The 22,688-nt window shown below is 63.0% G+C and carries 17 protein-coding genes; 7 read left to right on the top strand and 10 right to left on the bottom strand.

Annotation, left to right across the window (positions count from 1 at the left end; all coding sequences use genetic code 11):
* Positions 1–7: 7 nt before the first annotated feature.
* The 7 genes from NBH21_RS08515 to NBH21_RS08485 all read right to left on the bottom strand — a co-directional run bounded on the left by NBH21_RS08515 (position 8) and on the right by NBH21_RS08485 (position 6,655).
* Positions 8–673 (bottom strand): amino acid ABC transporter permease, encoded by a 666-nt coding sequence (locus NBH21_RS08515; protein WP_250915907.1) that lies wholly within the window; start codon positions 671–673, stop codon positions 8–10.
* A 136-nt stretch (positions 674–809) separates the two neighbouring features.
* Positions 810–1,727: a 4-hydroxy-tetrahydrodipicolinate synthase gene (gene dapA, locus NBH21_RS08510; protein ID WP_250915908.1), complete on the bottom strand. Its 918-nt coding sequence runs from the start codon at positions 1,725–1,727 to the stop codon at positions 810–812.
* A gap of 17 nt (positions 1,728–1,744) precedes the next feature.
* Entirely contained in the window at positions 1,745–2,485 is a 741-nt protein-coding gene (locus NBH21_RS08505) for a 4-hydroxy-tetrahydrodipicolinate reductase (RefSeq protein ID WP_250915909.1), read from the bottom strand.
* Between the two features lie 10 nt (positions 2,486–2,495).
* Complete coding sequence (locus NBH21_RS08500) at positions 2,496–3,893, bottom strand: aldehyde dehydrogenase family protein (protein ID WP_250915910.1); 1,398 nt, start codon at positions 3,891–3,893, stop codon at positions 2,496–2,498.
* On the bottom strand, positions 3,890–5,239 hold the full coding sequence (locus NBH21_RS08495; protein WP_250915911.1) for an FAD-dependent oxidoreductase: 1,350 nt from the start codon (positions 5,237–5,239) through the stop codon (positions 3,890–3,892). Before NBH21_RS08495 ends, NBH21_RS08500 begins: the two co-directional genes overlap by 4 nt.
* The gene (locus NBH21_RS08490; RefSeq protein ID WP_250915912.1) at positions 5,232–5,486 is read right to left on the bottom strand and encodes a 2Fe-2S iron-sulfur cluster-binding protein; all 255 of its coding nucleotides are present in this window, start codon (positions 5,484–5,486) and stop codon (positions 5,232–5,234) included. Before NBH21_RS08490 ends, NBH21_RS08495 begins: the two co-directional genes overlap by 8 nt.
* Positions 5,483–6,655 carry an NAD(P)/FAD-dependent oxidoreductase gene (locus NBH21_RS08485; protein WP_250915913.1) on the bottom strand — a complete coding sequence of 391 codons (1,173 nt, stop codon included), beginning with the start codon at positions 6,653–6,655 and terminating at the stop codon, positions 5,483–5,485. Before NBH21_RS08485 ends, NBH21_RS08490 begins: the two co-directional genes overlap by 4 nt.
* A gap of 208 nt (positions 6,656–6,863) precedes the next feature.
* Between NBH21_RS08485 and NBH21_RS08480 the strand changes: the two genes are divergently transcribed.
* A complete protein-coding gene (locus NBH21_RS08480) occupies positions 6,864–7,784 on the top strand; it encodes a LysR family transcriptional regulator (RefSeq protein WP_250915914.1) in 921 nt (306 codons plus the stop codon).
* Between the two features lie 172 nt (positions 7,785–7,956).
* Positions 7,957–8,781 carry a transporter substrate-binding domain-containing protein gene (locus tag NBH21_RS08475; protein WP_250915915.1) on the top strand — a complete coding sequence of 275 codons (825 nt, stop codon included), beginning with the start codon at positions 7,957–7,959 and terminating at the stop codon, positions 8,779–8,781.
* 140 nt (positions 8,782–8,921) lie between these two features.
* On the opposite strand, the gene NBH21_RS08470 is transcribed toward NBH21_RS08475, so the two are convergent.
* Complete coding sequence (locus NBH21_RS08470; RefSeq protein WP_250915916.1) at positions 8,922–12,413, bottom strand: ATP-binding protein; 3,492 nt, start codon at positions 12,411–12,413, stop codon at positions 8,922–8,924.
* The gene (locus NBH21_RS08465) at positions 12,413–13,678 is read right to left on the bottom strand and encodes a metallophosphoesterase family protein (protein WP_250915917.1); all 1,266 of its coding nucleotides are present in this window, start codon (positions 13,676–13,678) and stop codon (positions 12,413–12,415) included. The genes NBH21_RS08470 and NBH21_RS08465 overlap by 1 nt, the downstream gene beginning before the upstream one ends.
* 157 nt (positions 13,679–13,835) lie before the next feature.
* Between NBH21_RS08465 and NBH21_RS08460 the strand changes: the two genes are divergently transcribed.
* The 5 genes from NBH21_RS08460 (at position 13,836) to NBH21_RS08440 (ending at position 21,408) form a co-directional block, all read left to right on the top strand.
* Positions 13,836–15,458, top strand: coding sequence for an ABC-F family ATP-binding cassette domain-containing protein (locus NBH21_RS08460; protein WP_250915918.1), 1,623 nt, complete (start codon positions 13,836–13,838; stop codon positions 15,456–15,458).
* A 443-nt stretch (positions 15,459–15,901) separates the two neighbouring features.
* Positions 15,902–17,026, top strand: coding sequence for a zinc-dependent alcohol dehydrogenase family protein (locus NBH21_RS08455; RefSeq protein WP_250915919.1), 1,125 nt, complete (start codon positions 15,902–15,904; stop codon positions 17,024–17,026).
* Positions 17,027–17,125: 99 nt separating this feature from the next.
* Positions 17,126–17,833 carry an ABC transporter ATP-binding protein gene (locus tag NBH21_RS08450; RefSeq protein WP_250915920.1) on the top strand — a complete coding sequence of 236 codons (708 nt, stop codon included), beginning with the start codon at positions 17,126–17,128 and terminating at the stop codon, positions 17,831–17,833.
* A 2-nt stretch (positions 17,834–17,835) separates the two neighbouring features.
* Positions 17,836–20,199, top strand: a complete 2,364-nt coding sequence (locus NBH21_RS08445) for an ABC transporter permease (RefSeq protein ID WP_250915921.1) — start codon at positions 17,836–17,838, stop codon at positions 20,197–20,199.
* Positions 20,200–20,205: 6 nt separating this feature from the next.
* The gene (locus NBH21_RS08440; RefSeq protein WP_250915922.1) at positions 20,206–21,408 is read left to right on the top strand and encodes an efflux RND transporter periplasmic adaptor subunit; all 1,203 of its coding nucleotides are present in this window, start codon (positions 20,206–20,208) and stop codon (positions 21,406–21,408) included.
* An 8-nt stretch (positions 21,409–21,416) separates the two neighbouring features.
* Here the strand turns inward: NBH21_RS08440 and NBH21_RS08435 are convergent, their stop codons facing one another.
* Entirely contained in the window at positions 21,417–22,673 is a 1,257-nt protein-coding gene (locus tag NBH21_RS08435; protein ID WP_250915923.1) for an AGE family epimerase/isomerase, read from the bottom strand.
* Positions 22,674–22,688: the final 15 nt, after the last annotated feature.

Raw genomic sequence — 22,688 nt, 5'->3', positions numbered from 1 at the left:
CTTCTCCTCAATCGCTGACCCGGAGGCGTTTTTCGATCCAGTCCGCAGCCTGCGTGAGCGGCAGCAGCATGATGATGTAGAGCAGGGCCATCACGGTGTAGGATTCGAGTGGCCGGTAGGTCTGGCCATTGACCACCGCTGCCATATAGGCGAGGTCGGCAACCGAGATGACCGAGACCAGCGAGGTGTTCTTGAACTGGATCACCGACTGGTTGATGAAGGAGGGCAGCATGCGTTTCACCGCCTGCGGCCAGATGATGCGGATCATCGATTGCGCTGGGCTCATGCCGATGGCAGCGGCCGCTTCACGCTGGCCCTTGTCGATTGAGACAATGCCGCTGCGGAAGATCTCGGCATAGAAGGCGCCGACATAAAGCGAGAGCGTCAACATGGCCGCAACACGGTTGTCGATGGTTGCGCCGACGAGCAGCGGGAACGCGTAGTAGAACCACAGAAGCTGAACCAGCAGCGGCGTACAGCGGAAGAGTTCCTGATAGACGCGGGCGACGATGTCCAGGGGCTTCCAGCCCGACAGGCGCGCCGCGCAGGTGATAAAGCCGATGATAACGCCGAAGAATATCGATCCGAACGTGTAGACTACGGTAATCCAGAGCCCCCACAGAAAGAGGTCGGAATATTGCCAGACCGATTGGAAATCCCAGTTATACGTCATGGCGGTCTCCCTTCCCATCCGGTTTGCGATTGTCGTTCATGTCCCTGTCCCTCTGGCTCGAACCGTTTCCGGCTTCTCCCGCCGGCTTGGTCCATTTTCTGGATGCAGCCCGCTTCGGAAAGCAGGCCGCGTTTGTTTAGCGCATTTCCCTGAACTGCGCCGACGCTTCGCCGAACCGCGTCAGGATGCCGGTCAGGCGCTGACGCGTCTGATCTGAAACCGGGACCATCGGCAGGCGCATTTCCGGACCGGCGAGGTTCGAAAGGGCTAGTGCTGCCTTGACCGGGCCGGGATTGCTTTCGATGAACATGCTGTCGGTCAGTTCTGCGATCATCTCGTGGAGCTTCAAGGCTCCCGCGATATCGCCTGTATGCCAGGCGTTGACCATCGCGACCATTTCACGCGGGGCGACATTGGACACCACCGACGTGACGCCGACGGCCCCGAGCGAAAGGAAGGGGAGGGTGAGCGCGTCGTCACCGGAGTGCACGATCAGGCGATCGCCGCAGGCCGCGCGCAGTTTCGTTACGCGGGCTGCGTCTCCGCCGGCTTCCTTGATGGCGACGATGTTGCCGCAGCGCTCCATCAGGGCTGCGCAGGTCTCCGGAGCGATCTCGACACCACAGCGGCCCGGGACGGAATAGAGCACGATGGGAAGGGATGTCGATTCCGCAACTGCGGCGTAATGAGCGACGAGGCCGGCCTGCGAAGGCTTGTTGTAGTAAGGCGTGACCACCAGCAGCGCGTCGGCGCCGGCAGTCTCGGCGCGCTTTGCCTTTTCGATCGCCTTGTGGGTGTCGTTGGCGCCAGCGCCGGCGAGGATCAGGGCGCGACCTTCGGCAAGCTTGACGGTTCGGGCGATCAGCGCTTCGGCCTCTTCTTCGGACAGGGTTGCTGCTTCGCCCGTGGTGCCGACCGGCACGAGGCCCGCCACGCCGGCTTCAAGCTGACGGGCAACCAGCGCATCATAGGCCGGGAAGTCGACTGCCCCGTCCTTGAACGGAGTGATGAGCGCCGTAAAGACGCCTTTGAAACGGTCCGCCAGAGTGTTCATCTGCAAACTCCTTTTGTTTATCGGTTGAGGCTGTCGGCGAGGCTGTAGCGTCCCGGAGGAGGGGCGCGATTGACCAACCATTGCGCGGCGGCGATGGCACCCTCGGCATAGGCCGAGAGCGTGTGAACGGTGAAGGTGAAGGCCGCCTCGCCGGAACCGAGGTTGAAGCGGACTTCGTTGATGCCGACCGTATCGCCTTCGCGATTGACGACGACAGGTGTTTCGGGGGCGGCAAATCCCATGGAGAGGCTGCGCATGGCGGCGATTTCTCCCGCCAGCATTCGGGAGGTGCCTGAAGGCTCTGCCTTCTTTCGAGCGTGGTATGTTTCCCCGACCTGTGCCTCGGCGCCCGGCATCTGCCGGGCAAAGCCGAGTGCTGCCAACTTGAAGGCCTCGAACCCGTAAGCGAAATTGGCGCTCACGAGCATGGGGCGATTTTCGGCGTAGCGGGAGAGCATCTCCTCGTGCTGGGTCGTAAAGCCGGTCGTACCGATAACGACCGGGGTTGACTGGGTTCCAAGCAGATCCTGAAACGCAAGCGATGCCGCAGGCGTCGAGAAGTCGATCATCACGTCGCAATGGCTGCGTATCGTTTTGTCGGCCGGACGGTATTCGATCGCTCCCGCGACCGGTCTGCCGATCAGCGGAGAGCCGGGCGAAACCAGCGCGGCGGCCAGTTCCAGCCCCGGATTGGCCAGGATCGTTTCGATCAGTCTCGTTCCCACCCGGCCTGAGGCGCCGATGATGCCGATGCGCATGATGCTCTCCTCAGTCGATGACGACCTTCGGCTCCGACATTTCACGGAGCGTGATGCGTACGCCTTCCCGACCGAGGCCACTCTTCTTGACGCCGCCGAAGGGAACATGTTCGGCCCGGAAGTCCGGCCCCTCGTTGATCATCACGCCACCGACGATAAGGTCGCGCGAGAACTGACGGATCAACGCATGGTCGTTTGTGAAGACGCCGGCCTGAAGCCCGTAAATGCCGGCGTTGACTTCAGCAATTGCGTCCGCCGCGTTCGTGAACGAACGGATGGCGATGATCGGGCCGAAGGTCTCGTCGGCGATGACGGGAGCATCCGATGCCACACCGGAGATGACCGTCGGGGCGTAGAGTGTTTCGTTACGCGTGCCGCCGGTCAGGAGCCGTGCCTCGCCGGTGGACAGCGTGGCGTTGACACGATCCTCGACGGTCTTTGCCGCAGCCAGGTCGATCACCGGACCCATGTCGGTATCGTCAAGCGAGGGGTCGCCGAATTCGACCGCGTCGACGGCCGCCAGCAGTTTTTCGGTGAAAGCCGCTTCGATATCCCGATGCAGATAGAGCTTCTTCACCGCCGCGCAGCTCTGTCCGGCAATTTCAAAGCGGTGGCCGATGGTGGTGGCGACGGCCTTGTCGAGATCTGCGTCGGGGAGCACGAAGAGGGGGTCGTTGCCGCCGAGTTCCATCAGGCAACGCACGAGACCGGAAGCATTCTTCAGGGCAAGTCCGGCAGTTGGGCCACCGGTAAAGGACAAGAGATCGATCGGACCGCGAGCCAGCGAAAGTGCGGCGTCGGCTGCGCCATGCACCACCTGGAAAAGATGCTGCGGCCAGCCGGCCTTTTCCGTGAGCTGTGCAAGACGGGCGGCGGCCAGCGGAGCTTTGGGCGAGGGTTTGGCGATGACAGCGTTGCCAGCTGCAATAGCCGGACCGAGCTTGTGGCAGAGCAGGTTGAGCGGATAGTTGAACGGCGTGATCGCACCGACGACGCCGACCGGTTCATAAGTGATGGTCGCGAGCCTGTCGACGCCGCCTTCCACGATGCCGCAATGGAGTGCTTCGCCGTCGAGGAAGGTTGCCGCATCGCCTGAGAGTTTAAGTGTGTTCTGGGCGCGACGCACTTCATTGCGGGCTTCGCGGATCGTCTTGCCCATTTCCGATGAGATGATGCGGGCAAGATTGTCTGCGTCGGCTGCGATCTCCGAGGCCAGCGTGTTGAGAAGCGCGCGCCGGACGGCGGGTGTCGAGCGTCGAAAACCGGCCTGAGCGCTCTTGGCGCGGGCGATAGTCGCGACGATTTCTGCGCCGGACGATACGCCAACCTCGCCGACCGGCTGACCGTTGTAGGGATTGCAGACGAGGATGGAAGTCGTCGTTGGTGTGATCGCATTAAGGCTATTCATGACCGGACCTCGTGATCGTTGGTCGTTTTATCGGACGCGGCGTTGAGGAGCGCCGCGATGGAAACGGGGCGCACGGGCCAGCGTCGGCCCGTAAGATCCCCTTGGGTGGGCGTTGGGCCATCCGGCCGAAGCTCAGCCATGAGTGCCGCCGTGTTGGCGGCGCAAAAACGCCCTTGGCAGCTTCCCATGGCAAAGCGGCCGTTGTGTTTGACTTCCCGCCCGGAAAGCCCGTCCTTGATCCTCAGGAGTGACTTGAGGTCATCGACCGTTCCACCTTCGCAACGGCAAAGAACGGTCTCTCCGGGAAGATCCGCGAGCGGTGGCGGCTCCGTGACGGGTATGAAGAGCCGTGCGAGCAAGGCCTGCGCCGCTTCCTGCCGCACTATTTTCTTCTGAAAACGGGCAAGCGCAGCCAGTTTGCCGGCGATAAGACCTGTAGCTTCCACGCCTGCCCGCTCGCCATCGGCGACGGCGGCCAGGACGCCAAGTGCATGCCGGCAATCCCCAGCCCTGAGGACGAAAGGCGCCCGATCGCTTGCAGCCGGAGGCAGGCCGATATCGTTTTCACGGATGCCGTCATGCAGAGCGATGCGATCGCATTCGATGCTTTCCTCTCGACCGTCGGCATGACGGATCGTTGCCGTGAGTACTCTCTGCGTCCGTTCGATCCTCGATAGCCGTGCGCCGCGTTTCCACGGCGTGCCCGAACGCAGCACGTCGGCCATATAGCCTGACGCTTCGCGCAACAGCGCACCATGGGGCAGCAGGCGCAGGGCGGTCGCGGGCGCGGAAAACGGATTTCCTGCCTCGACAATGGCAATTGGTGGATTACCGGCCCGGATCATCTGTGCGGCGAGCGCGATCAGCAGTGGGCCGTTGCCGGCGAGAAGAACACGGCCCTTCGGCGCTGCGCCCGTCTCCTTCAGCATGACCTGCATGCCGCCTGCGGTGGAAACGCCGGGTAGTTCCCAACCGGGCAGGGGACGGATCTTCTCCACCGCCCCGGTGGCGAGAATGACTGCTTTTGCCTTGATCGCATCGACCTGCCCCGAGAGACGACCTTCGAGGATAACGAGGCCGTCGCCGTCGAGACCAAGGAAGGACGTGGAGACGCGATGGTTGACGAGTGGCGTGTCCACGCCCCGCATGAGGGTTTCGAAACGCCGACGTGCTATCGCGGAGACGGGGATGGCTTTCGCAGCCCCCACCGGCTGACGATGAATTGCCCCGCCTGCAGTCGCGCGCTGCTCGACGAGCGTGACTGCAATTCCGGCGCGCGCCAGTTCCCCGGCTGCTGCGAGGCCGGCTGGGCCGGCTCCAATGACGACAACTTCAGCGTCAGACATGTTCGTCTCCCGCATCCTGAACCACAAGACCCGCGCGGGCTGGCGTGAGGCAGGCCTCGATGATCTTGCCGTCCATGCGTATCAGGCAGTTCTGGCAGGCGCCGATGCCGCAGAAGTATCGAGTCTGGCGACCGGCCATGTCGGCGCCATACGAAAGGAAGCCTGCAGCTGCGAGCGCCGCAGCGATGCTTTCGCCTTCGTTGAAAGCGATCTCTTGTCCCTGCCAGAAGAAGATGCGCTGGCTCATGCCGCCACCTCGCGGGTCGAGAAGCGGGCCGGTTCGAACGGCGCGAGGTCGAGCGCCGGCCTTTTCCCGCAGATCATGTCGGCGATCGCCCGGCCCATGACGGGGCCAAGGCAGATGCCGTCTCCTTCGAAACCGGCTGCGACGAAAAGGTTTTTACGCCCTGATACCGGGCCGACCATGGGAAGGCCGTCAATGACTGCCGTGCGCACGCCGGCGAAGGCGCGCAGCAGCCTTACCCGCGACAGGTCCGGTACAAGTTCGACGGCGTCGGTCAGGATATGGCGCACGGCATCCAGGTCGTTGGTCTGTCGGGCATCCGTGTCTTCGCGGGTGCCGCCGATCAGGAACTGTCCGGTGACGAGCGGATCTATGACCAGCCCATAACCGCGTGCCTGGGTTGGCGCGCCCTTCTGGCTCCCCTTGGACAGAAGATAGCGGCCGGACATGATTGAGCCGGGCACGGAGGCGTTCAGGGCGGGCGCCCTTTCAGTCACCAGCAATTGGCCTTTGCGGGGGCGCATTATGCCGTTGAAGCCGAGAAGGTCGGCAGTGCCGTTGCCAGAGGCAACGACGATCGCCTCGGCGTGGAAGTCGCCCTGGTTGGAGGCGAGGCCCGCCACGCTTCCATCGGCAGCCTCGATAAGTCCGGTTACTTCCGTTCCTCGCCGAACGGTCACGCCGAATGCCGAAAGCATGCGGTTGACGATACGATAACCGATGGCATGTCCGTCTCCCTTGACCTCGACCCCGATCCGGGCGGCCGGTGAGAGAGAGGGAAAATGATCCCGCAGTGCCTGCCGGCCGAACATCTCAACCTGAACGCCCTCGCCCGAAAGCGCCGCGGCGTGCGCCTCCAGAACGGCACATTCCTCTTCGGACGCGGCGATGATGTAGGTCGAGCGTGGCTTGAACAGATCCGTCAGCACGCCTTCGGCAAGCAGTTCGCGATAAAGCATCACACCTGAAAGCGCGGCGATCATCATCGGCCCGGGCCGCTTGCTTGCAACGGAAACTGCACCATCGGCGGCGCCGGTCGCTGCGGCGGCCGGCCCTTCGCGATCCAGCACGGTGACATCGATGCCGCGCCTTGAAAGGAAAAAGGCCGTCGCTGCACCGACTATGCCGCAGCCGGCGATCAGAACGGAGCTTGGTAAGGAAGTTCGAGACACGAGTGGAACCAGCATTATTGCGTTGTGGTTCCGATATTGGGGCGGGCAGGCGGTCAGCGTCGATACAAGATCACGGCCTTGCGTTTGCACGAAATTTGTATCGAGATTGTCGGGGAATGGGCGCGATGATCCGGAGTGGCGCTGATGGCGCTTGATATCCGCCGTTCGTTCGCTTCAACTGCCTTCCCGCCGCTTCCGGATCAAAGACATGCCGAAAATCAGCCTTACCCTCATCCAGACCTTCTATCAGGTCGCCCGCCACGGCTCCTTTTCCGGCGCGGCGCGGGAGTTGAACCTGTCCTACCAGTCGGCGGCAAACCATGTTCGCAGGCTGGAACAGATCCTGAAGGGAAAGCTCATCGATTCCGAGCAGGGGGCAAAGCGCATAGCGCTCACGCCACGCGGGCGGGCGCTCTATAACCTGCTCCACCCCGAACTGGATATCATGCTGGAAAGGCTGACGAAGCTGATCGAAAACCAGCGTTCCTCATTGCGTGTGGGCATGCCGCAGGCCATTTTCTACTATCTCTTCACGGGCATCCTGAAGCGTTTTCGCGAACAGTTTCCCGACATGGAATTTTCCGTCTACGAACGCGACACCGTGCTGGCCGAACTGGTCAAGAACGGTTCTCTCGACGTGTGTATTTCGGAACGGTATTTCGGTGACCCCGTCGTGCCCCAGCGTCTGCTTGGGTCCTACCGGCTGAGCCTCGTCTATCCGAAGGGTTGGGGAGCGCCGCCGGCGCCCAACGACATTGCGCGATGGGCCGAGGGGAGGCCTTTCATCACCTATGAACCCGGCCAGACCCTTCGCAACCTTGCGCTCGACTTTCTCGGCCGCGGCGGCGCCTCCTTCCAGCCCGTCATTTCAACGTCCGGAAGCTCGAGTGTCAAACGCTGCGTGGAGGAGGGGCTGGGCTTCTCGATTATCCCCTCGTGGTGTGTCGCACCCGAGGATCTGACGATTTCGAGTGTTCCGATCACCGGTTTGCCGGAGGTCCGTGTCTATTTCGGTAACGCGGGCTTCCTGCAAAAACATCCGAATGTCCAGCAGCTCTTCGACGACTGTCGGCGCGAACTCGTCGGAACGGTTCTGGATCCCCCGCGCGGCGAGGAGCCCCTTTCCTGACGGCGTATTGTCGCGCCGCCACATACAAAAAATGCGATAAGCTGCCGCGTGTCTCTAGCATTGTCCGGCCCCGATTGTCCGATACGCTTTCTCCAACGTCTCCGGTCAGGCCAGCTTTTCGGGAAGGCTGCCGGCGGCGCGCAAGAACTCTCGGGGAACATGGAGATCAATTATGAATTTGCTGAAGAAAATCTGCGGTGTCGCTGCCGTGGCCCTGTCGCTGGCGATAGGTGCCGCGCATGCCGGCACGATCGATGAAATCCGTCAGCGCGGGGTTCTGCGCATTCCGGGCATCCTCAATGAAGTTCCTTACTTCAACAAGGATCCGCGTACCGGCGAATGGAAGGGTTTCGTCATCGACATGGCGAACGATATCGCCAAGACGCTGGATGTGAAGCTCGAAGTCGTGGAGTCGAGCTGGGCCAATGCCATTCTCGACGTGCAGAGCGGCAAGGTGGACATGGCATTTGCCGTGACTGCGACGCCGGCGCGTGCGCTTGCCATCGAGTTCTCCTCTCCGACCTATTACAACAGCTTCGTGATCGTCTCGCCGAAGGATGAACTGACCGGTAAGACATGGACCGAGCTCAACGACCCCAAATACACCTTCGCCGTCGACATGGGATCCGCCCAGGACCTGATGACCCAGCAGTATCTTTCGAAGGCGAATGTGCTGCGTTTCAAGACTCGTGACGAAGCCATCGTTGCCGCCACCACGGGCAAGGCCGACGGTTTGGTCAGCACGATGCTCAACGGGCTCGTCGTATCCAAGAAGGCGCCGACGCTTGGCAAGCTCAAGGTTCCGACCCCCGTGCTGGCCGCTCCCTCGGTCATCGCAGTCAACTATAATTCGGATCAGGTGTTCAAGGGCTTCGTCTCGGGTTGGGCTGATTACAACCGCCGGATCGGCAACAACCAGACCTGGATCGTCAACAGCCTCGAGCCGTTCGGCATCAAGCTGGAGGACATTCCGGAAGGCTTCGGCTTCGGCGGCTGAGGTTTTCCGTCCTGAGTGCTGTCAGGGCTCCGGCTTGCCGGGGCCTTTTTCGTGCGCGCGGGTGACCGGCCTTGAGGCTATCCCCGTCGTTTCGATCCACCCGTTTCTGCTCCTTCTTCCGCAGTGTTCAGGCGTGCCGCTCAAAGCTCGTGAATACGAACGCCGGGCACGACGTCGCGGGCGATGTCGCAGAGGTGGCGGTGGTGGGTGAGGTAGATCACCTGTCCCAGACCGGCCATCTGGCCGAACAGGCGGAAGACTTCCTCGGAGCGGGGCTCGTCGAAGGTTTCCATGATGTCGTCGGCGACGAAGGGGATGGTGGCGGTGGGGCGCACGGCTGCGAATTCCTCGTAACCGGCGAAACGCAGCGCCAGATAGAGCTGGTAGCGGGTGCCGGTCGACATGGCGTCGGAGAGTTTCGAAGCGCCGTCCTTGGCCACGCCGATCAGGATTTCGCGATCCTTTTCGGGCCGTGTGGCAAGGCCGGAATACTCGCCTTTCGTCACCAGTCGGAAGGCTTCCGACGCGCGCGCCATCATTGAGGAACGATGCTTTTCGCGGTAGAGGATCAGGGCCTTTTCGGCGGCGAGCGCGCCGGTCCTGAGCTTCAGGTGGCGAAGCGCGAGGTCCTCGATTTCGAGCAGCACGGTTGCCCGTTCCGCCTCGATGGCCGCCACGGCATCGTCGCCGCCGACGGCGTCCAGCCGGTCGCGGGCGCGGGTCAGTTCGGCAAACAGCACGCGGGACCGTTCGCCGAGATTTTCGATGCGTTCGGTGAGTTCGGAGAATTCCCGTTCGATCCCGGTTTCATCGATGCCGGCGAGTACTTTCTCGGCGGTTTCGAAATCGGGAGCCCGCAAGTCCCTTGCAATCTGTTCGCGGATCTCGTCGGCGCGGCGCTCCAGCCGCAGCCGTTCTGCGGCGTCCTCCATACGGCGGCTGACATCGGTCAGCGTCTCGACGTCGAAAAAGCCGGTGAGTTCGGTCCTGCGGGCTTCGTGCAGGGCAAGCGCGTCGGCAAGCCGCTCCGCCTCGTGGCGCAATTCCTGCAATTCCCGCTCGCGGTTCGTCCTGAGATCGCGGGCATTACGGGTTTCAGAAAGTCGATGACCAAGATCTTCGGTCATTTCGAGCACGCGATTGGCGTCGAAGGAAAGTCCTAGGCTGTCGTGAAGTTCGGCGATTTCGTCGATGAAGGCTTGCCGGTCACGCTCCATCTGGGTGATGCGCTGGGCAAGTTGGTCGCGTTCGCGAAGGGCTGCGGGAAGCTCGGTGAGGGCATCGAGGATCGCCCGGACGGGAGCGATTTCCGTTTCTTCGGCGAACCAAGTGCGTGCAAGGCTCTCGCGCCACCTTGCGGTCCAGCTTTCGGACGCCTTGATGGCGTCGTCCATGGCCTGCCGGCGCTGTTTCAGCACGGCCTGCAGTTCGGTGAGCCGTCGCTCCATGCCGCCGCGCTCGACGGTGCCGGTACGCGCTTCCGCGACGAGATCGCCGGCGATGTCGAGCAGCCGGCGCAGGTCGGCGTTCGGGTCCAGTTTCCTGTCGGTCTCGGCCAGAGCTTCGGCCAAGACTGTGGTGAGCGCCTGTGTGTCGGCGGTATGTTCGTCGCGCAGGGCGTCGCGGCGCAGGGTGACTTCCTGCAACGCTTCGGCGGTGAACAGGCATTCCCGGCGACGTTCGAGCCATGTTTCGGCGATCGAAAGAAGACGATCCACCGAGCCTTCCTCGACTCGCGTCAGTTCTGCGGGAAGCGACGCCTTGAGGTCTTTCAGCAGTGCGTCACGCTCGTCGATGGCTGTGCGGAAAAGCTCATCTTCGCGTTCCAGGGAGGAGCGGATGAGCCGGTCCTGTTTCTGCAACTGGCGCAGTTCCGCCAGATCGCCCGAGCGTTCAAGGCGAGCTTCGGTCAGCGCGTCGTCGCGCCGGAGCGTGGTCTCGAAATGGCTGGCGGTCTCCGCGTTCAGGGCTGCAAGGTGGGCCTGCCATGCCTTTTCCCGGGCCTGACGCGCCGCAAGCGAACTTTCGTCATCGATGGGCTGGCCCGTCTCGGTCAGGGCGGCGATCCTTGCGGCCACTTCACGTCGTTCGGTTTCGAGATCGCGACGCTGGTCGGCATGGCGCGCGATGCGTTTCTCGATCTCGCCCGATGCGGTTCGCCATGCCTCGATGCGGCGGCGGTCGGGAACCACGAGGCGGCGCAGTTCATCGATGGCGCCCGACCATGGCGCGAGCGCTGCGGACTGTTCGTGGAACTCGCCGTCCAGCCGCCGGGCCTCTTTTTCTTCAGCGGCGAGGCGAAGGTGCCGGTCGCCCTTTTCCAGCCGGTCGAGCAGGGTTTCGAGGCGGCGAAGAGCGCTCGGGCCGAGGCCGGCCTGTCGTTCGTCGCCCAATCGTCCTTCGACTTCCTCGACCGCGCGTACCGCATTTTCGTGTTCCCGTTCGGCCGTCTTGCGCGTGGCCTCGATGCCGGAACGCGTCTCGATCAGGTCACGCAATGTGCCGGTGAGGGCGGCGGGAAGGAGCAGGGCGGAGGGCTCGTCTTGACCGGCCTGACCCAGCGTCTTCAGGATGGTGGCGACCAGCGCATTCTGTTCGCCAAGCGCAAGCCGACGTTTTGGCAGGTCGTTTTCCGCGCCGCGGAAGCGTGCCTTGAGATCATCGAGACCGGCGATGCGACCTGCGAGTGGCAGCAGGGTCTCGTCGATGACGATTTCATTCACCTCGTCCTCGAGCTTCAACAGGGCGGTGCGGCTGCCGGCAATCTGGGTTTGCAGGCGGGTTTCATCGCGCATCAGGTCGGCCAGCATCGCCGTCCATTCCTGTGGCGGGCGGGGCAGGCCGGCAAAGCGTTCCAGCCCTGCGTTGAGTCGGGCGAGATCGGCGGCAAGCGGCAGCGCCCGTTTCAATGCCGCCAGTTCGTCGTGGCGGGTGCGAGCGGTGGAAAGCTCGGCCAACGCTTCGTCATAAGCCTTTTCCGCCTGGGTGCGGCTTGCGACGAGCCCGGCGAAGGCGGAGGCGAAGGTGTCGATTTCCTCGCGCTTCTCCTTGAGTTCGGCAAGCCTGCGCTTCAATTCGGCAATGCGGGTGTTGCGCGCCCGCTTCTTGTGGATCTGCTGCGCTTCCTCGGCAATCGTTGCAAGCGTGCGGCTGGCATCGGCAAGGCCGGCGCTGGCGGAAAACAGCAGTTCACCAAGGTCGCCCTTGCTCTCGACTATGGCAGCACCGCCATCCCGCAGCGACCGGTCGTCGAGCGAAAACATGGTGCGATAGGAGTCACGGCTGAGGCCGCCGAGCGCCGACGAGAGCAGGGCTTCGTTGATGCCCTGACCACGGCTGTCGGTCAGTGCATTGTTGCGCTGCTTCAGCCGCACGAGATCATGGGGCTTGCCGTCGATTTCAAGCTCGGCGCCGACCTGCATGAGATTGTAGGCATGGAGGAAGTTGTAGGGGCTGCGCTCCGGAATGCCGAACAGCAGGTCCAGGTAGGCACTGAAGGCGGTCGACTTTCCGGCTTCGTTGAGGCCGTAGACGATGTGAAAATCCGGACCGTTTTCGGGAGCCGCGCCGAAATCGAGCGAAAAGTCGGTGAACTTGCCGTAGCGGGTGAGGTCGAGACGCCGGAGCCGCATCATTCGTCTCCTTCGCCGCTGTTCTTCAGGCGGGCGATCACGTCTTCGCCACCCTCGCGGATCAGGGTGTCGATAAAGCCTTCCAGCGCTTCCTCGCTGTGGCCGGAAAAGCCGCGGCTTTCCGCCGGCAGGTCGTCGAGCAGTTCCTTGACCATTTCGCGGACCTCCTCGCGGAAGCCGTGGCCGGCCATCACGTCGCTGCGCATCAGGTCTCCCAGTTCGACCACGGGATCGGCGGTGGCAGATGTTCTGATTGTTGGCGGGGTGACGCCAAGCTCGATCTTGTCGATCCAGGTCTTGCCGATACGATCGGCGCGCTGTTCGGCTTCCGCCAGCAGGAGATCGAGGTCGCGGCGGATGGCCCAGGAAAGTTCGGTCGCGCCGGAAAGGCTGAGGCGGGCGACGAGGTGTTCCGAGCGCGTGTCGGCGCGCCTGATTTCCAGCGCGTCGCCCAGCCGGTTGACGAGTTCGCGCCAGTCGGTAGCGCCGGTCACATCGACGCCGATCCTTTCAAACTGGGCGATGCCTGTCAGGCGCTCCTCGACGGTGACGCTGCGATCATCCGATATCGTCACCAGCGAGACAGATTTTTCGCCGCCTTCGTTGATGTCGCGCCCTTGCGGTATGCCGGGCATGACGATGGTGCGCGGCCCCTGATAAACGGCGCGCTGGTGAATATGGCCGAGCGCCCAGTAGTCGAAGCCGGAGGCTTGCAGGTCGGCGACAGTGCAGGGGGCATAGGGATCGTGGCCGATGGCGCCGGCAAGGCTGGTATGCATCAGCCCGATATTGGCAGCACCGACGAGCGCGGGTCGATATTTAGGTAATAAGCTATCTGGCGCGTGGGGCTTGGCGAAGCTCATGCCATGGATCGCGACCGACAGACCGCCGGCCTCAATCTCGACCGTTTCAGCGGAGGTGCCGAAAACCTTGACCGAAGGCGGCAGCACGAGCTGCTGGGTGATCTTCGACAGCGCGTCGTGATTGCCGCGGATCTTGAAGACACGGATGCCCGCCTCATGCAGCCGCTCCATCTGCGAGGCGAGGAAGCGGGCCGTCTTCATCGAGGTCTGGTCGCCGTCATAGAGGTCGCCGGCGATCAGCAGGGCATCGACCTTTTCCTCAAGGCAGAGATCGACAATCCGCACCAGCGCCTTGCGGGTGGCGTCGCCGATCAGATCGGCGAGATCGCGGTTTCGCAGGGACAACGACTTGAGCGGGGAGTCGAGATGTATGTCGGCGGTGTGGACGAACCTGAAGGGCATGGCGCTGTTCTAGCCGCGATGGAACGCGCCAGCAATCGCCGGCTTGTGCGGGCCCACGGAAAAACTGCGACATCGGGAAAAAGCCGTGGCATAAGGGCGCCCGAAACACGCATACGCCAGAACGCCAGACGACCCAGCCAGCAGGTTCCGCCCTTCCATGATCCGCATCGAGAATATCAGCAAGCAGAACAGCCACCGCCTTCTCTTCATCGAGGCGAGCGCCGCGCTCAACAAGGGCGAGAAGATCGGACTCGTCGGCCCGAACGGTGCCGGCAAGACGACGCTTTTCCGCATGATTACCGGATCGGAGATCCCGGACGAGGGTCAGGTTTCCGTCGATAAGGGTGTGACTATCGGTTACTTCAACCAGGATGTCGGCGAAATGTCCGGCCACAGCGCCGTCGCCGAGGTGATGAATGGCGCGGGGCCGGTCAGCGAAGTAGCGGCGGAGCTTCGCGAACTCGAGGCTGCCATGGTCGATCCCGACCGGATGGACGAGATGGACAGCATCATCGAGCGCTACGGAGAGGTGCAGGCGCGCTACGAGGAGCTGGACGGCTATGCGCTGGAAGGCCGCGCGCGCGAGGTTCTTTCCGGGCTTTCCTTCAGCCAGTCGATGATGGACGGCGATGTCGGCGCGCTCTCCGGCGGCTGGAAGATGCGCGTGGCGCTGGCGCGCATTCTCTTGATGCGGCCGGACGTGATGCTGCTCGACGAACCGTCGAACCATCTGGACATCGAAAGCCTGATCTGGCTCGAGGAGTTCCTGAAAACCTATGACGGCGCCTTGCTGATGACCTCGCACGACCGCGAGTTCATGAACCGCATCGTCACCAAGATCATCGAGATCGATGGCGGTTCGCTCAACAGCTATTCCGGCGACTACGAATTCTACGAGGGCCAGCGCGCCCAGAACGAAAAGCAGCAGCAGGCGCAGTTCGAGCGTCAGCAGGCGATGCTCGCCAAGGAAATCAAGTTCATCGAACGCTTCAAGGCGCGCGCCAGCCATGCCGCGCAGGTGCAGAGCCGTGTGAAGAAGCTCGACAAGATCGAGCGCGTGGAACCGCCGCGCCGCCGCCAGACGGTGGCGTTCGAGTTCCAGCCGGCACCACGCTCGGGCGAAGATGTCGTCAACCTCAAGAACGTCCACAAGCGCTACGGCGACCGGGTGATCTATGAGGGGCTGGATTTCATGGTCCGCCGCAAGGAGCGCTGGTGCATCATGGGCATCAACGGCGCCGGCAAGTCGACGCTTCTGAAGCTGGTCGCGGGCGATTCCGCGCCGGACGAGGGCACGGTGACGCTCGGCGCCAGCGTCAAGATGGGATACTTCGCCCAGCACGCCATGGATATCCTCGATGGCGACATGACTATCTTCGAGACGCTGGAGCACAATTTCCCCAAGGCGGGGCAGGGTTCGCTTCGCGCGCTCGCCGGCTGCTTCGGCTTTTCCGGCGACGATATCGAAAAGCGCTGCCGCGTGCTCTCGGGCGGCGAGAAGGCGCGGCTGGTGATGGCGATCATGCTGTTCGACCCGCCGAACCTGCTGGTTCTCGACGAGCCGACCAACCACCTCGACCTCGACACCAAGGAAATGCTGATCAAGGCGCTTGCCGATTACGAGGGCACCATGCTCTTCGTCAGCCACGACCGGCATTTTCTGGGCGCGCTGTCCAACCGCGTACTGGAACTCTCCGACGAGGGCGTTCACCGCTATGACGGCGGCTATACCGAATATGTCGCTCGTACCGGCCACGAGGCGCCGGGCGTCGGAGGCTGAGTTTTCCGGGTCGTGACCGGGTGTCGTCATGGCCTGAAAATACCGCTTTTCCGGGCTCAAAAAATCGGTAGACTTTGGCGCGAGGGAATTCGTGAATGATTTCACTGGCTTCCAGGAAGAGTGTTCCCCGCATACGCGAGGACGAACCGGGCATCGATCCGAACGGCTCTCTGCGTGCCTGGTGTTTCCCCCACGCGCGGGAAGTGTCGTATGCAAAATGGAGAATGATACCGGCAGGAGCGCTAGGACAGACACCGCCCCTGCAAAACCTTCGGATGACAAACTAGCCGAAGGACCGGCAACGGTAGAATATCCATTTAAGGAAGAGACGTCGAGGTATGTTCCCCCGCACACGCGGGAAGGCTGCCTTTAAGCCGGGGTAGACGCAAAGCCTGCCTTTCCTGTTATGTCTTGGGACGGGAGATAACAGGAGGACTGCATTCATGAAGGTCAGAGCTGCCATTTTAAGGCAATCGCCGGTCAAACCGCCGTTTTCGGTGTCGCGGCCGCTTTCCATCGAGACGGTGGAACTTGCGGGGCCGGGGCCGGAGGAACTGCTGGTGCGAATCGGGGCGGCAGGGCTCTGCCACTCCGATCTTTCGGTCATCAACGGCGACCGGCCGCGGCCGACGCCGATGGTGCTCGGGCATGAGGCGGCGGGAACGGTGGAGGCGGTTGGAAGCGGGGTGCACGACATCCGGCCCGGCGACCGGGTGGTGACGACCTTCCTGCCATCCTGCGGGCATTGCCTGCCTTGCGCGGAAGGGCGTTCGGCGCTCTGCATTCCCGGCGCCGAGGCGAATGGCAAGGGGGAATTGCTCGGCGGCGGCTCGCGGCTTTCCTGCGAGGAGGTGCCGCTCTACCATCATCTCGGGGTTTCCGGCTTTGCGGAATATGCGGTCGTTTCCCGTTATTCGGCGGTCAAGGTCGAGGCGGAACTGCCGATGGCGGAAATGGCGCTGTTCGGCTGCGCGGTGCTCACCGGCGTCGGGGCGATCGTCAATACATGTAGGGTTCAGCCGGGCCAGAGCGTGGCCATCGTCGGTCTGGGTGGCGTCGGGCTTGCCGCCGTTCTCGGGGCGGTGGCCTCGGGCGCGACACGCGTCGTCGCCATCGATCTGGCGCAGGAAAAGCTCGACAAGGCGCGTGAAATCGGGGCGACCGATACCTTCCTTGCCGGCGATCCCGACATCGTGGAGAAGGTCCGCGAGGCGACCCGCGGCGGCGTCGATCATGCGGTGGAAATGGCCGGCTCGGCGCGCGCATTCGAAACGGCCTACAAGATCACACGGCGGGGAGGGGTGACCGCCAGCGCCGGGCTTGCGCCGCCTACTGCCCAGTTTTCCATTCCTGCAGTCGGGCTGGTGGCGGATGAGCGGGTGGTGCGCGGCAGCTATATGGGAAGCTGCGTGCCGGTGCGGGATATTCCGCGCTTCATTGCGCTTTATCAGGCCGGGAAACTGCCGGTGAACCGGCTCCTGTCATCGACCGGTCCGCTTGAGGGCATCAACGAGGCCTTCGACCTGCTGCACGAGGCCAAGGTGATCCGGCACGTGATCACCTTCTAGGCGGGAGCGGCCGAGTTGGAGCTTTCGCCGGCTTTGACAATGGTCAAAGCCTGTGCCTTGCTGTTCGGATAGCCTTTCCCTGTTCAATCATGGTGGGAAATGAGCGAAGCGCTTTTCGAGGTCAAGGACGTTACCAAGTCCTATCGCACCGGCGATGTCGAGGTACAGGCTTTGTGCGGCGTCGACCTGACGCTGGAGCGCGGCGAGATGGCGGTGATGCTCGGGCCTTCCGGCAGTGGCAAGTCTACGCTGCTCAATATCATGGGAGGGCTCGACCGGGCGACTTCCGGCCGGGTGCGCTTTGCCGACCACGAACTCACCGAGCACACGGAAAGGCAGCTGACGCGATACCGGCGCGATCATGTCGGCTTTGTCTTCCAGTTCTACAATCTCATTCCCAGTCTCACGGCCTACGAAAACGTGGCGCTGGTGACGGAGATCGCCCGCAATCCCATGGATGCGGGAGAGGCCCTTGCGATGGTTGGTCTCAAGGAGCGCATGGATCATTTCCCTGCGCAGCTTTCGGGTGGCGAGCAGCAGCGCGTGGCGATCGCCCGCGCCATCGTCAAGCGACCGGAGGTGCTGTTCTGCGACGAGCCGACAGGCGCGCTCGATTCCAAGACCGGCATTCTGGTGCTGGAGGTTCTCTGCCGTGTCAACGCGGAATTCGACACGACGATGGCGATCATCACCCACAATGCCGCCATTCGCCAGATCGCGCACCGCGTCTTCTCCTTCCGCGACGGGCGGATCGAGGAGGCGGCGACGAACGCGGTCCGGCTGCAACCATCCTCGGTGAGTTGGTAGCCATGTCCATGCTCAACCGGAAGCTCTATCGCGATGTCATCCGGCTCTGGGCGCAGGTGTTGGCGGTCGCGTTGGTGATGGCCTGCGGGGTGACGACCATCATCATTGCCGTGGGTTCCTATCGCTCACTGGAAGAGACGCGGCGCGTCTTCTATGACCGTTATCGCTTCGCCAACCTGTTCGTGGAGGCGAACCGCGCGCCCTTGCACCTGCGGGACCGGGTCCTTGCAATTAACGGCATCGGCAGCGCCGAACTCAGGATCGTGGAATACGTGCTCCTTGACATGGAGGGTATGGCGGAGCCGGCGACCGGGGTCGCGGTATCCCTGCCGGAACATGGCCAGCCGGCGGTCAACCGGCTCTATATTCGCAGCGGCCGGTTGCCGGAACCCGGACGGCCGCAGGAGGTGGCGGTGCTGGAAAGCTTCGCCAAGGCGCATCGCCTGACGGAAGGAAGCCGCTTTTCCGCAATCATGAACGGCCGCAAGCAGGAACTGACGGTAACGGGCATCGTGCTGTCGCCGGAATACATCTATACGATCGGGCCGGGCGACATGGTGCCCGATCCGCGCCGCTTCGGCGTGTTCTACATGTCGCGCGATGCGCTCGAGGGCATCTTCGACATGGACGACGCCTTCAACAATGCAGCGCTGACGACTCTGCGCGGCGCCAACCTCCAAGACGTGCGGGCAAAGCTCGACGACCTGCTAGACCGATACGGCGGGCGTGGAGCCTTTCCGCGCAAGGATCAGATCTCCCATACCTTCATCGAAAACGAACTCGACCAGCTTCGGGCGATGGCGGCGATCATCCCGCCGATCTTTCTGTTCGTCTCGGTCTTCCTCGTCAACATGATCCTGACGCGGCTGATCGCTCTGGAGCGGGAACAGATCGGGCTCTTGAAAGCGCTCGGCTACCGCGAGACCGAGGTCGCCTGGCACTATCTAAAGCTTACGATCGTGATCGCGCTGATCGGCGTGACGATCGGCTTTGCCGCCGGCAACTGGACGGGACGTGGGTTGACCCAGCTCTATGCCCGCTTCTTTTCCTTTCCCTTCCTGATTTTCCGGGAGAGCCCCGACCTCTATCTCATCTCGGGCAGTGTTTGCATTGTAGCGGCTTTTGCCGGCGCCATCCGGGCGATCTGGTCGGTGATCACGCTGCCGGCCGCCGTTGCCATGCAGCCGCCTGCGCCGCTTCGGTTTCGTTCGCTGTTTTCAAGGCGTCCGCGCGGTGTGCCGCTCGTCTCTCAGCTGACGATCATGGCCTTCAGACAGATCGTCCGCACGCCTTTCAGGGCGTTTCTCACCTCGCTCGGCAGCGCCTTTTCCGTGGCCCTGCTGGTGGTCTCGATGTTTTCTTCCGATTCCGTTGAGTACATGGTCAACGAGATATTTTTCCGCATGGAACGGCAGGATGCCAGCCTGTTCTTCGATCAGGACCGGTCGGTGGCCGCACTCGACGCCGTTCGGCATCTGCCCGGCGTGATGCGGGCCGAGCCTTTCCGGGCGCTTGCCGTTAAGCTGCGCAATGGCTCGCGGGAGAAGGACCTGACGATTTTCGGCATCGGAGAGGATGCCGACCTCGGTCGGATCATGGATGCGAACATGCAGCCGATTTCGCCCCCGGCCCATGGCCTTCTTTTGATAGGTCGGGTGGCCGACATGCTCGGCGCGCGGGTTGGCGATATGGTGGAGGTGGAACTGGTCGAGAAGGACCACCGGCGCATTATGGTGCCGGTAACCGGTATCGCGCAGAGCCTTGTCGGCACGGACGCCTACATGCGCATCGACGCGCTCGACCGGCTGATCGGCGACGGGCGGCGGATTACCGGCGTGCGGGTATCCCTCGACATGGCGCAGAAGGAGGCGCTCTATGCGGAACTCAAGCAGACGCCGGCCATTGCCTTTGCCATGCTGATCGGACTGTCGCGCGACCGCTTCCGGGCAACGGTCGAGCAGAACATATCGACGATGCAGGTCGTCTATACGACGCTCGCCGTCATCGTCGCTTTCGGGCTGGTCTATAATTCGGCGCGGATCCAGCTTTCCGAGCGAGCGCGTGAGCTTGCGAGCCTGCGGGTGCTCGGCTTTACGCCGGCGGAAGTGTCTGGTGTGCTTCTGACCGAGCTTGCCGTGGTCGTTCTCGCTGCCCAGCCCCTCGGATGGCTGCTCGGCTATCTTTTCTCGAAGCTGGTGGTGGAGGGGATTTCCAGCGATCTCTTCCGCATTCCCTTCGTCATCAATTCATCGACATTTGCAATCGCGAGCCTTGTGGTCCTCGGTGCATCGCTGGTGTCGGCGCTGATCGTGCGCCGGCGTATCGATGCGCTGGATCTCGTGGGCGTACTGAAAGCTAGGGAGTAAGGCTCCATGCAGGGAAAATGGATAAAGCGGTTCGTCTGGACGCTGGTCGTTGCCGGGATCGTCGCCGGCTTCGCCTATGCCTTGCGGGAAAAACCGCAGGCCGTCGATGCGGGCGCGGTTACGCGCGGCGCGATGAAGGTCAGCGTGTCGCAGGAGGGTGTCACGCGGGTCCGCGACGTCTATACCGTTTCGGCGCCGATCGCCGGGCATCTGGCGCGCACGGTGCTGGAGGAGGGCGACAAGGTGACCGCTGATGTCACGGTGGTAGCGGCCATCCATCCGCTCGATCCGCCGCTGATCGATAGCCGCAACCAGGCTGAGCTCCTGGCCGCACGCGAGGCGTCCCGCGCTGCCGTCTCCATGGCGGAGATCGAATACAAGCGGTTCCAGTCCGATCTGCAATTCGCACGCGATAATCTCGCCCGGGCGCTTCGGCTCGCCAAGACCGAATTCCTCGCGGAAAGCGCATTGCAGAAAGCTACGACCGAGGTCGAGGTGCTGGAGGCGCAGCTTGGCTCGGCCAAGGCGGCTATCGAGCTGCGCAAGGCGGAGCTTGCCAGCGCCGAGGCGCGCCTCATCCAGCCGCAGTCATCCGATGCGCCGCGCGAGCGCAATTGCTGTGTCTACGTCACGGCGCCAGTGAACGGGGTGGTGCTGGGCGTCATGGCCAAGAGCGAACAGCCGGTTGCGGCAGGCACCAAGATTGCCGAGATCGGTGATCCCGGCAATCTCGAGATCGTCGTCGACCTCCTGTCATCGGATGCGGTGCGGGTCGTTCCCGGCGCCCAGGCCGAGATCATCGACTGGGGCGGCGAACATGCGCTTGCCGCGAGGGTGCGGCGGATCGAGCCGGCAGGCTTCACCAAGGTTTCCGCGCTCGGCATCGAGGAGCAGCGGGTCAATCTGATCCTCGACCTGGAGGACAAGGACCCGCGCCTCGGGCATGGATTTCGCATCTACGCCCGCCTGACACTGTGGCAGGGCGAAGACGTGCTGCAGGTGCCGATCAGCGCTCTGTTCCGTAACGGACGCGAGTGGGCGGTCTTTGCCATTCGCGACGGGCGCGCGCGCCAGATCAAGGTCGAGATCGGCCACATGAACGATGAGACCGCCGAACTCGCGGCGGGTCTGGAGCAGGGCGACGCCGTCATCCTGCATCCCAGCGATACGATCAGCGAGGGGGCGCTGGTCGAAGCGCGCGTGGAGTAAGGGCGGAGTCAGATCGCGCCGCCGGTTTCCCGGATGACCTTGGTCAGACTGCCCGTTGCCGGAAAGAGGGGAATGAGGCAGGCCTGCAGGGCGTGATAGATGTCGCCCTTGCCGGGGAAGAGGGTATTCGCCGGGCGGAGGTCTTCCGTCAGTTCCTCGTGCCAGCCGCCGAAGTCGGGGTCGAGGCTGTGGTTGGCGATGAAGCTCCAGATCTTGCGGTAGCTTTCCTCGTGGAAATCACTCGGGCTCAACTGGTTGAGGAAGTGGGCGGCGCCCGCGCCCTCGCATAGCGGCCACCACAGCTTGAAGCGTTTGTCCGGGATGTTTTCCCAGTCGAGCGTATAGAAGAAGCCGCCCTTCTCCTTGTCCCAGCCGAGCGACATGGACTGGAAAAACAGGCCGCGGGCGGCGTCGGGCATCCAGTCGTGACGCTTGCCGCCAAGCACCCAGAGCTGAAGGATCAGGTGGGCCCATTCCAGCCAATGTCCCGGCGTGGTGCCGGAGGGGCGGAACATCTCGTTCTCATGGTAATAGATGCGGTCGAGTGTCCAGACCTCGTCGAAATGTTCCGGGACGCGATAACCCTGTTCGGCGGCGCGGCGGCGGATCAGCAGATCCGCGATGCTCTCGGCCTTGGCGAGATAGCCGCTGTCACCGGTTGCCTCGAAAGCTGCCATCAGGGCTTCCGTGAGGTGCATGTTGGAGTTCTGGCCGCGATAGCCGGGAACAGTCTGCCAGTCGCGGGAAAACTCCTCGGCGATGGCGCCGAAGCGCTCCTCCCAGAAGCGGGTTTCGAGAACTTCTGTGATGTCGGCAAGCATCGCGTCAGCCAGCGGATGGCCCACGACCTTGGCGGAGGAGGCAGCCAGAAGCACGAAGGCGTGGCCATAGCCCTGCTTGCCGGCATCGGCCGCGCCATTGTCGTCCACCTGCCAGAAATAACCGCCGTGCTCGGTGTCGCGATGGCGCTCCCAGAGAAATTTCATGCCGTGGTCAACCACGTCGGCGGCCCCCGGCCGGCCCAGCAGGTCACCAATCGCGTAACAATGAACCATACGCGCGGCCATGTGGATGCCGCGGACAGGATTCTCGGTGTTGAGCGGTTTTCCATCCCGCGTCAGGTCGAAGAAGCCGCCCTTCGGGTTGATGGCTTCCCGCTGGAAGAAGGAAAAGAGGCCGTCCGCCTGATCCAGCAGCCATTTGCGATGATAGGAACGATCGCTCCATCGAGTGGCGAGAGCGTTGGGGGCGGTTGTTTCCAGCATAGCGATCCTCCCGAA

The sequence above is a fragment of the Ciceribacter sichuanensis genome (assembly GCF_024055605.1).
GTDB classification, from domain to species: Bacteria; Pseudomonadota; Alphaproteobacteria; order Rhizobiales; family Rhizobiaceae; genus Allorhizobium; species Allorhizobium sichuanense.
Note: the sequence above shows the minus strand (reverse complement) of the source record. Positions and strands in the feature narration are given on the sequence as shown.

What these genes read in the sequence shown, in the direction of transcription:
- NBH21_RS08500 (WP_250915910.1), bottom strand. Translation starts at nt 3,893, where the DNA reads ATGAATAGCCTTAATGCGATCACACCAACGACGACTTCCATCCTCGTC.
- NBH21_RS08480 (WP_250915914.1), top strand. Translation starts at nt 6,864, where the DNA reads ATGCCGAAAATCAGCCTTACCCTCATCCAGACCTTCTATCAGGTCGCC.
- NBH21_RS08440 (WP_250915922.1), top strand. Translation starts at nt 20,206, where the DNA reads ATGCAGGGAAAATGGATAAAGCGGTTCGTCTGGACGCTGGTCGTTGCC.
- NBH21_RS08475 (WP_250915915.1), top strand. Translation starts at nt 7,957, where the DNA reads ATGAATTTGCTGAAGAAAATCTGCGGTGTCGCTGCCGTGGCCCTGTCG.
- NBH21_RS08505 (WP_250915909.1), bottom strand. Translation starts at nt 2,485, where the DNA reads ATGCGCATCGGCATCATCGGCGCCTCAGGCCGGGTGGGAACGAGACTG.
- NBH21_RS08495 (WP_250915911.1), bottom strand. Translation starts at nt 5,239, where the DNA reads ATGTCTGACGCTGAAGTTGTCGTCATTGGAGCCGGCCCAGCCGGCCTC.
- NBH21_RS08450 (WP_250915920.1), top strand. Translation starts at nt 17,126, where the DNA reads ATGAGCGAAGCGCTTTTCGAGGTCAAGGACGTTACCAAGTCCTATCGC.
- NBH21_RS08465 (WP_250915917.1), bottom strand. Translation starts at nt 13,678, where the DNA reads ATGCCCTTCAGGTTCGTCCACACCGCCGACATACATCTCGACTCCCCG.
- NBH21_RS08445 (WP_250915921.1), top strand. Translation starts at nt 17,836, where the DNA reads ATGTCCATGCTCAACCGGAAGCTCTATCGCGATGTCATCCGGCTCTGG.
- dapA (WP_250915908.1), bottom strand. Translation starts at nt 1,727, where the DNA reads ATGAACACTCTGGCGGACCGTTTCAAAGGCGTCTTTACGGCGCTCATC.
- NBH21_RS08490 (WP_250915912.1), bottom strand. Translation starts at nt 5,486, where the DNA reads ATGAGCCAGCGCATCTTCTTCTGGCAGGGACAAGAGATCGCTTTCAAC.
- NBH21_RS08470 (WP_250915916.1), bottom strand. Translation starts at nt 12,413, where the DNA reads ATGCGGCTCCGGCGTCTCGACCTCACCCGCTACGGCAAGTTCACCGAC.
- NBH21_RS08515 (WP_250915907.1), bottom strand. Translation starts at nt 673, where the DNA reads ATGACGTATAACTGGGATTTCCAATCGGTCTGGCAATATTCCGACCTC.
- NBH21_RS08460 (WP_250915918.1), top strand. Translation starts at nt 13,836, where the DNA reads ATGATCCGCATCGAGAATATCAGCAAGCAGAACAGCCACCGCCTTCTC.
- NBH21_RS08435 (WP_250915923.1), bottom strand. Translation starts at nt 22,673, where the DNA reads ATGCTGGAAACAACCGCCCCCAACGCTCTCGCCACTCGATGGAGCGAT.
- NBH21_RS08455 (WP_250915919.1), top strand. Translation starts at nt 15,902, where the DNA reads ATGAAGGTCAGAGCTGCCATTTTAAGGCAATCGCCGGTCAAACCGCCG.